9 protein-coding genes and 1 pseudogene are annotated in these 8,198 nt (G+C 32.5%); 8 read left to right on the forward strand and 2 right to left on the reverse strand.

The genetic code is table 11. From position 1 onward, the window contains the following. Positions 1-239: 239 nt before the first annotated feature. From KA814_RS13410 to KA814_RS13430, 5 genes and pseudogenes are all read left to right on the forward strand, one after another. Complete coding sequence (locus KA814_RS13410; protein ID WP_011276848.1) at positions 240-335, forward strand: type I toxin-antitoxin system Fst family toxin; 96 nt, start codon at positions 240-242, stop codon at positions 333-335. 336 nt (positions 336-671) lie between these two features. Continuing rightward, positions 672-1,163 (forward strand): annotated as a pseudogene (gene thyA, locus KA814_RS13415) (thymidylate synthase); the annotation flags it as partial. 113 nt (positions 1,164-1,276) lie between these two features. Then, positions 1,277-1,705, forward strand: coding sequence for an Rrf2 family transcriptional regulator (locus tag KA814_RS13420; protein ID WP_031885498.1), 429 nt, complete (start codon positions 1,277-1,279; stop codon positions 1,703-1,705). 198 nt (positions 1,706-1,903) lie between these two features. Beyond that, positions 1,904-2,401 carry a DsbA family protein gene (locus tag KA814_RS13425; RefSeq protein ID WP_255307513.1) on the forward strand — a complete coding sequence of 166 codons (498 nt, stop codon included), beginning with the start codon at positions 1,904-1,906 and terminating at the stop codon, positions 2,399-2,401. Positions 2,402-2,417: 16 nt separating this feature from the next. Then, positions 2,418-3,068: an NAD(P)-dependent oxidoreductase gene (locus KA814_RS13430; protein WP_031885497.1), complete on the forward strand. Its 651-nt coding sequence runs from the start codon at positions 2,418-2,420 to the stop codon at positions 3,066-3,068. Between the two features lie 298 nt (positions 3,069-3,366). On the opposite strand, the gene KA814_RS13435 is transcribed toward KA814_RS13430, so the two are convergent. Continuing rightward, positions 3,367-4,122 (reverse strand): sulfite exporter TauE/SafE family protein, encoded by a 756-nt coding sequence (locus tag KA814_RS13435; RefSeq protein WP_031863945.1) that lies wholly within the window; start codon positions 4,120-4,122, stop codon positions 3,367-3,369. Then, positions 4,122-4,382, reverse strand: a complete 261-nt coding sequence (gene cstR / locus KA814_RS13440; protein WP_031863946.1) for a persulfide-sensing transcriptional repressor CstR — start codon at positions 4,380-4,382, stop codon at positions 4,122-4,124. Before cstR ends, KA814_RS13435 begins: the two co-directional genes overlap by 1 nt. A gap of 137 nt (positions 4,383-4,519) precedes the next feature. Between cstR and cstA the strand changes: the two genes are divergently transcribed. From cstA to sqr, 3 genes are read left to right on the forward strand one after another with little or no spacing between them, the layout of a single operon-like run. Beyond that, entirely contained in the window at positions 4,520-5,587 is a 1,068-nt protein-coding gene (gene cstA / locus KA814_RS13445; RefSeq protein WP_012816716.1) for a persulfide response sulfurtransferase CstA, read from the forward strand. Positions 5,588-5,617: 30 nt separating this feature from the next. Further along, a complete protein-coding gene (cstB, locus tag KA814_RS13450) occupies positions 5,618-6,952 on the forward strand; it encodes a persulfide dioxygenase-sulfurtransferase CstB (RefSeq protein WP_075340120.1) in 1,335 nt (444 codons plus the stop codon). A gap of 17 nt (positions 6,953-6,969) precedes the next feature. Next, entirely contained in the window at positions 6,970-8,163 is a 1,194-nt protein-coding gene (gene sqr, locus KA814_RS13455; protein WP_075340119.1) for a type II sulfide:quinone oxidoreductase Sqr, read from the forward strand. The last annotated feature ends 35 nt before the right edge of the window (positions 8,164-8,198 follow it).

Raw genomic sequence — 8,198 nt, forward strand, 5'->3', positions numbered from 1 at the left:
AAAAGAAGGAATAATTAAGAAAAACTTAAGTGAAATTACGATGAGTTTTAAGGTTTTGGTTGGTGGTTTTAAACCGAGTTGATAACGTGTTTCTTCTTGTCTTGATACTATAAAATAAGCAAAGATATAACATAAAATGACTTATCGGAAGTACATATGCTTCAAAAGATACAGATGGTATAATAATGGAGTCGCCTATCTCTCAGGCGTCAATTTGACGTAGGGAGGAGGTGTTATTCATGTTGGAAATCCTTGTTCACATCACGACCACAGTCATCAGTGGTTGTATTATTGCGTTATTTACGCATTGGCTGCGTAATCGCAAAGACAAATAGGCGACAATAGCCACACCTACAAAAATCCCCTCACTATTTGCGGTAGTGAGGGGATTGGTGTATCCATGCTGGATTCCTTGTTAAGTGCATTATAACACCATAGTAGATAGGAATGCAAAACTAAAATTTTATATGATTGTATTTTATACATGTTAAATATTTAATAATTCATGTAATACAATGTTCCAACGTTTAAGTACTTGTTTAGGTTCGTGCATTTCAACTGTTATACCTGAAGTAATATCAGCATATTTTGCAATATCTTGTCTTATCGATTTTATAGTTGCTTCGAACCTTGTACGTTCATAAACTTCATTATTAGGTGAAGGTAAAAAATTAAATCAAGTTGAGTACATTTTACACCAATTAAATCAAAATCCAGCATCACGTAGAATTATGACAAGTTTATGGGATGTAGATGATTTAGATGAAATGTCATTAGAACCGTGTGTTTGGGCTACAAATTGGAAAGTGAGTTACGGTGCTTTAAATTTACATGTGAAACAACGTTCGGCAGATATGGCTCTAGGTCATCCATTTAATGTATTTCAATATGCGGTTTTACACAGGTTAATAGCAGACCAATGTGGTTATGAGTTAGGAAATTTGTATTGGTGTATAGATGATGCCCATGTATATCTTAAACATATAGATACATTAAAGAAGCAACTATCCAATCCTATTAATCAATCTAAACCAACAATAAGTCTACCTAGTAAATATGATGAGAAGGGTAATCTTAAATCTTTTTTTGAACGTAGACTATCTGAAGTACAGTTGAATAATTATAAACATAATGGAATTTTTAAATATGATATAGCGGAATGATAATGAAAGTAAGGGATTTTATAAAGCTATCACATTCATTTTTATAAATAAGATAAAAAAGATTTGACAATATTCCTCATTGTAACTAAAATAGTTACAATGAGGTGCTTGATTTGAAAATAAGTAGTCGTTTTACGGTCGCTGTTCATATATTGGCTTTAATAAAAATCGAAAAAAATTATGCTTTAACATCGAATCAAATTGCAGAAAGTGTGAATACTAATCCTGTTGTTATTCGAAGATTAATGGGGAAACTTAAAAAAGTTGGTTTTATTGAAACTTCACATGGCAATTCAGGAGTTAAACTTTTAAAATCATTAGACGAGATTACATTATTTGATGTTTATAAAGCTGTAGAAGTTGTTGAACAAGGCCGTTTATTCCAAATACATGAAGATACCAATATCGACTGTACAGTTGGTGCAAACATACAAATTCTATTGGAAGTTATTTTGAAAAACGCACAGGATGCTATGGAGACAGTATTAAAAAGTGTAACATTAGAAAATATAGTAAATAAAATTCTAGTAAACAACGGATAAATATATCCGTCTCCCCTTGTTTGTAACTGTAACTATTACAAGTACGAGCGTGTTGTTTACTTACATTTGATGAAACTGTATTAACCATCTTAATAAACATTATTGGAAGGAGAAATTATTTTGTCACTAAAAGTAAGCGTTTATTCTGATTATGTTTGTCCTTTTTGTTTTATAGGCAAGGATTAACTTGAAAAAGCAATAAAAGAAACAGATGCTGATATATCTATAGAATGGCAAACATTTGAGCTAAGACCCAAACCATTAGAGCAATTAGATCCTGTTAATGACTCATCCAAACTATCACTCTGGCAGCAAGTGATATATCCAAGAATAACTGAATGGGGAGTAGATATGAAATTACCAAATGTGTCTCCCCATCCTTATACAGATTTAGCGCACGAGGGCTTCTATTTTGCGAAAGAACATGGAAAAGCAAATGAATATAACAATCGTGTTTATGAAGCATTTTTCCAAGAAGATAAAAATATTAGAGAAATTGAAGTACTTACTGAACTTGCTAAAGATGTTAGTATATGGCACGTTCTTGTGGGAGCTTTTAGTGGCTTTTGGATTGCTATGTTAATGGCTGGGGCCGTAACAGTAAGAATGAAATCAGGTGAACGTATTAAAGATGTTTATTTACCACTAATGATAGGCTTTTTAGCGCTATTAGTCTTTTTATTAAATATACTATAATTAGGAGGAATTTATTATGAAAATTGGAATTATTGGAGCAAGTGGAAAAGTTGGAAAACTAGTATTAGAAGAATCAATCGAAAGAGGACATGAAGTAACAGCAATTGTTAGAAATGCTTCAAAATTATCAAGTAGTAATATAAATATTTTAGAAAAAGAAATATATGATATTACTTCTGAAGACTTGAAAGATTTAGATGTAGTTGTTAATGCATTTGGTGCGCCTCTTGGTGAAGAAGAACCACATGTGAAAGCTGGACGTGCACTTATTGAAGCATTGAAAGAAACTGATACAAGAGCAATTATCGTTGGTGGTGCAGGTAGTTTATACGTTGATGAAGCGCAAACAACTAAGTTAATGGATACACCAGAATTTTCTGAACTATTTGGGCCAACTGCAAAAGGAACTTCAAAAGGACAAAGTAGAAATTTAGAAGATTTAAAAGCTTCTAAAGGTATTAATTGGACATTCCTTAGCCCATCTGCAGATTTTGATGCTGAAGGTCCTAAAACTAAAAATTATCAAACAGGCAAAGACAATTTATTATTTAACTCTAAAGGCAATAGTTATGTTAGTTATGCAGATTTTGCATTTGCACTAGTGGATGAGATAGAAAATCCACAACATAAAAATGAACGTTTTACTGTGGTATCAGAAGATAATTAAGAAATATAAATAGTTCGATTATACAAGACGTCTCATCACTAAAAATGATGAGACGTCTTGTATAATTTCAAAGAGAAAAATACTAATAAATTATATAGCTTTATATTTCCAAAAATTCAACATTAAATCTGTATATATGAAATGTTTTAGAAGAAAACGACTGAGTTTTTAAGGTACACCCTAATCATACGTATATAGCTGTTGAATTTATAGCAACTTGCCATTGCTATTTGAGAATGTTTTAACTTTATAAATAAGAAAAAGAAGTGCAAATATTAGTTGTACCTCTCTTTCTTATTTATAAAACAATTTGAATAATTGCAATAATAATTAAAATACTGATGATCCATTTTTGTACAAAACTAGGGACTTTTTTACCTAATTTTAAGCCTAACGGAGCGAAAATAATACTCCCTATTATTAAAAATAACGCGTCTTCTAAAGGAATGTAACCTTGTATAAGTTTAATGATAAAGGCGCCAATTGAAGATATAAAGGCAATTACTATACTATTAGCAACCACCGTATTCATTGGTAATTTGAATAAAACTAATAATATAGGAATAATAATAAAGGCGCCGCCTGCTCCAACTATACCCGAAATGATGCCAACGAAAAGACCCACAATAACCAATAAAGGCTTATTAAAGGAAGATTGGTCTGAACTAGGTTTTACGTTAATAAACATTAATATTAATGCAAGTAAAGCAATGATAATATACACCATATTTACAAATGTAGCATCAAATAAATTTGCTAGCAAAGCCCCTAACATGCTCCCTATAATCATACCTCCTCCCATATAAAGGACCAACTGGGGTGAGAATTCTGGTTTTTTTCTTGCTTTCAAAGAGCCACTTAAGGTACTGAAAAAGACTTGGCTAGAAGTAAGTCCTGATGCGATATACGCGCTATATGCAGGAGCCCCAAATAGTGGCGGTAACAATAAAATGGCTGGGTAAATAATAATAGCGCCACCTATACCTACTAGACCAGATATAAATCCTCCGAACACTCCGATGAGCAACATAATGATAATATTTATAATATCCATTATTTACTTTTTACCAATAAGTTAACAGCTTCATTAATGATTTCTTGTGAATCTTCATTGTTGTCATCAGCTGAATTGACGCATTCAATTAAATTTTCGCTAATAATAATCCCCATTAATCTTTGTAATGAACTTTTTGAAGCACTAAGTTGCGTAATCACATCTTTACAATGCTTTTCTTCTTCCATCATTTTTACAACGCCATTTAATTGCCCTTGTACTCTATTAATACGATTGATCATGTTTTTATCATAATTCATAGTAATTTCCTCCACTTTTAATTGAATACAGTCATAATAATAAATTAAAACAAGTTTGTCAAATACGTGCGGGGGTATTTGACAAAAAGAGTTATATCTTTTAACATACCCTTATAGGTATTTAACAGGAGGTTATTATGAAACAATATAATGAAAAACATATTAATGATTTAAGTAAATCAGAATTAGAAAAATTAACTTCTCAAGGTCAATTGATTGATGTAAGAACACAAGAAGAATATGAATTGGGGCACATCAATGGTTCCACACTGCATCCTGTAGATGAGATTGAGTCGTTCAATAAAGACAAAAATAAAACCTATTATGTACACTGTAAAAGTGGTAACAGAAGTGCTAAAGCTAGTAAATATTTAGCTGAACAAGGTTATGACGTTGTAAATTTAGACGGCGGCTATAAAGCTTATGAAGAAAAAAACGTCAGCGATGATACAAAAGAAGAAAACACAAATGTAGAAATTAAAGCAGAGCGTAAACAATTAAACTATAGTGGTCTTCAATGTCCAGGCCCTATTGTAAATATCAGTAAAGAAGTAAAAAATATTCAAGAAGGTGACCAAATTGAGGTTACAGTCACAGATCCAGGATTCGCAAGTGATATTAAAAGCTGGGCGAAACAAACGGGACACACATTAGTAAAACTTGATGGGGGTGACAATGAAATTAAAGCGATTATTCAAAAAGAACAACCCAAAGATTTAGAAGTGAGTCATACGTCTAAAGGCACTACAATTGTACTATTTAGTGGAGAATTAGATAAAGCAGTGGCAGCAATGATTATTGCGAATGGTGCTAAAGCTGCAGGAAGAGATGTAACCATCTTTTTCACTTTCTGGGGACTTAACGCGTTGAAAAAAGCGCAAACAGCTAACGTTAAAAAGAAAGGTATCGCAAAAATGTTTGATTTTATGTTGCCAAAAACACCCTTGAAAATGCCACTCTCTAAAATGAATATGTTCGGTTTAGGTAATATCATGATGCGCTACGTAATGAAAAAGAAAAATGTTGATTCATTACCATCACTTATCGACCAAGCAATCGACCAAGATATCAAATTAATCGCATGTACGATGAGCATGGATGTCATGGGCATTAAGAAAGAAGAATTAAGAGACGAAGTTGAGTACGGCGGTGTAGGCACTTATATAGGTGATACTGAAAACGCGAGTCATAATTTATTTATTTAATTAAATCTATTAAAATAAGGAGTTCTTTATATGTTTTTTAAACAATTTTACGATAACAATTTATCTCAAGCATCTTATTTAGTTGGCTGTCAACGCACAGGAGAGGCAATAATAATTGACCCTGTACGTGACTTAACAAAATATATGGAAGTTGCAGATAGCGAAGGTTTTACAATTACACAAGCTGCAGAAACTCATATCCACGCTGATTTTGCTTCAGGCATTAGAGATGTGGCAGAACAATTAAATGCAAACGTATATGTATCTGGCGAAGGTGACGATGAATTAAGTTATCGTAATATGCCAGAACAAACACATTTTGTTAAACATCAAGATATTATTCATGTAGGTAACATTAAATTAGAAGTATTGCATACACCTGGTCATACCCCTGAGAGTATCAGTTTCTTACTCACTGATGAAGGTGGCGGCTCAAGCGTTCCAATGGGCTTATTTAGTGGCGATTTTGTCTTTGTTGGTGATATCGGTAGACCTGATTTACTAGAAAAATCAGTTCAAATGGAAGGTTCTACAGAAGTTAGTGCGAAACAAATGTATCAATCTATAGAAAGTGTTAAAGATTTACCAGATTATATTCAAATTTGGCCAGGTCACGGTGCTGGAAGTCCTTGTGGTAAAGCATTAGGCGCCGTACCAATGTCTACGCTAGGTTATGAAAAAATAAATAACTGGGCATTTAGTGAAACTGATGAAACCAAATTCATTGAAACATTAACATCAAATCAACCAGCACCACCACATCATTTTACACAAATGAAAAAAATTAACCAATTTGGTATGGAGTTATATCAACCATACAATGTTTATCCTAGTTTAAACAATGAAAGAATATCATTTGATCTTCGTAGCAAAGAAGCCTTTCATGGTGGTCATACTAAAGGGACAATCAATATTCCTTACAACAAAAACTTTATTAACCAGATCGGTTGGTACTTAGATTTTGAAAAAGATGTAGATTTAATTGGAGATAAATCTACAGTTGAGCAAGCAACGCATACTTTACAATTAATTGGTTTTGACAATGTAGCAGGCTATCGTTTACCAAAATCAGAAGTTCTAACACAATCCATCCACAGCGCTGATATGACTGGTGAAGAAGCAAATGTACTCGACGTACGTAATGATGAAGAATGGAATAATGGACACTTAGATCAAGCAGTCAATATTCCACATGGTAAATTATTAAATGAAAATATTCCATTTAATAAAGAAGATAAAATATACGTACATTGTCAGTCAGGAGTTAGAAGTTCAATCGCCGTGGGTATCTTAGAAAATAAAGGATTTGAAAATGTCGTGAATATTAGAGAAGGATATAAAGATTTTCCAGAATCATTAAAATAATTTAAGGGTGTGAAAAAATGAGTAAATATTATCAAATTGTTATTGTAGGTGGCGGTACAGCAGGTATTACCGTGGCATCAAGACTATTAAGAAAAAATCAAAGCTTAAAAGGAAAAATAGCAATTATAGACCCAGCTGAATATCATTATTATCAACCGTTATGGACTTTAGTTGGTGCTGGGGTATCGAGTTTAAAAAGTTCTCGTAAAGATATGAAAAGCGTTATGCCTGAAGGTGTTCAATGGATAAAAAATGCTGTTTCAAGCTTTCAACCTGAAAACAATAGCATTATTTTAGGAGATAATTCAGTCGTTAGTTACGAATTTTTAGTGGTAGCCCCTGGATTACAGATTAATTGGTCTTCTATTAAAGGATTAAAAGAGAATATAGGTAAAAATGGTGTTTGTTCTAACTATTCACCTGACTATGTTCGCGAAACTTGGAGACAAATTTCTAAATTTAAACAAGGGAACGCGATTTTCACGCATCCTAATACGCCTATCAAATGCGGAGGCGCACCTATGAAAATTATGTATTTAGCTGAAGATTATTTTAGAAAACATAATATCCGTTCTAATGCTAATGTGATATACAAAACACCAAAAGATGCTTTATTTGACGTAGGCAAATATAATAAAGAATTAGAGAAAATTGTTGAAGAAAGGGATATAATTGTCGATTACAATTATAATCTTGTTGAAATTGACGGAGATAAAAAAGAGGCTACATTTGAACACATTAAAACAAATGATAGAAAGACAATAGATTATGAAATGTTACATGTAACACCACCTATGGGTCCCTTACGTGTACTTAAAGAAAGTACACTTTCAGATAGTGATGGTTGGGTAGATGTTAACCCAACCACATTACAGCATAAAAGCTACTCTAATATATTTGCGCTCGGTGATGCTTCAAATGTACCTACTTCCAAAACAGGAGCAGCAATTCGTAAACAGGCGCCTATAGTTGTTAATAATCTATTGCAAGTAATGGATAATGAAATGTTGACGCATCATTATGATGGTTATACTTCGTGCCCTATCGTTACTGGTTATAATAAATTAATACTTGCCGAGTTTGATTATAATAAAAAATCAAAAGAAACATTTCCTTTTAACCAGGCTAAAGAACGAAGAAGTATGTATATTTTCAAAAAAGATTTGTTACCTAAAATATATTGGTACGGTATGTTAAAAGGTCTCATGTAAATAACAAGAGTGTGCAGAAAATAACCATTTTCTGT

The organism is Staphylococcus sp. GDY8P196P, assembly GCF_017891705.1.
Lineage (GTDB): Bacteria > Bacillota > Bacilli > Staphylococcales > Staphylococcaceae > Staphylococcus > Staphylococcus ureilyticus.

Coding starts and splice junctions, on each gene's coding strand:
- cstR (WP_031863946.1), bottom strand. CDS start 4,382: ATGAATTATGATAAAAACATGATCAATCGTATTAATAGAGTACAAGGG.
- cstA (WP_012816716.1), top strand. CDS start 4,520: ATGAAACAATATAATGAAAAACATATTAATGATTTAAGTAAATCAGAA.
- KA814_RS13430 (WP_031885497.1), top strand. CDS start 2,418: ATGAAAATTGGAATTATTGGAGCAAGTGGAAAAGTTGGAAAACTAGTA.
- KA814_RS13410 (WP_011276848.1), top strand. CDS start 240: ATGTTGGAAATCCTTGTTCACATCACGACCACAGTCATCAGTGGTTGT.
- sqr (WP_075340119.1), top strand. CDS start 6,970: ATGAGTAAATATTATCAAATTGTTATTGTAGGTGGCGGTACAGCAGGT.
- cstB (WP_075340120.1), top strand. CDS start 5,618: ATGTTTTTTAAACAATTTTACGATAACAATTTATCTCAAGCATCTTAT.
- KA814_RS13435 (WP_031863945.1), bottom strand. CDS start 4,122: ATGGATATTATAAATATTATCATTATGTTGCTCATCGGAGTGTTCGGA.